Raw genomic sequence first — 570 nt, 5'->3', positions numbered from 1 at the left:
CCGTTTCTTGCGGCCTTGCTGGCCGAGCTGCAGGCCGATGCGTCCGCATGGCACATGGCGCCCGCGGTGCTGGTCGAGCAGGGGCGCGTGGCGATAGGCGACGACATCGGCGAACGGCTGGGCGCGCGCATGGTGATGGTGCTGATCGGCGAACGCCCGGGCCTGAGTTCGCCCGACAGCATGGGCATCTACCTGACCTGGGCGCCGCGGCGCGGCCGTAACGACGCCGAGCGCAACTGCATCTCGAATGTGCGGCCCGAAGGCCTGGATTACCCCGAGGCCGCGCGCCGCACGGCCTGGCTGCTGCGCGCGGCGCGGTCGCGCGAACGCACGGGCGTGGTACTCAAGGACGAGAGCGCGCCGGTATTGCGGCTCGGGCATGACGATGCGCCGGATTTCACGCTGACGCGGCGCGAATAGCCCGCGGCGGCGCAGCCGTTCGTTTGGGCCGGGAGGCGCGCCAGATGCGCCATAATTTTCCCATGACAATCCCTCTCCCGGCGCAATCCGCCCAGGCGCCTTCCGGCCTGCCTGCTTCCGCCCCTGAACGCAGCGCACGCTATCTGCGCG

General features: G+C 70.7%; 1 protein-coding gene. It reads left to right on the top strand.

Annotated elements, in window-relative coordinates:
• On the top strand, nt 1–420 hold a 420-nt coding region (locus tag D3H34_RS33580), incomplete at its 5' end, for an ethanolamine ammonia-lyase light chain EutC (protein WP_205736889.1).
• Between the last annotated feature and the right edge of the window lie 150 nt (nt 421–570).

Source organism: Acidovorax cavernicola (assembly GCF_003581445.1).
The sequence above is the reverse complement of the archived record's forward strand: the minus strand, read 5'-3'. Positions and strand labels throughout refer to the sequence as shown.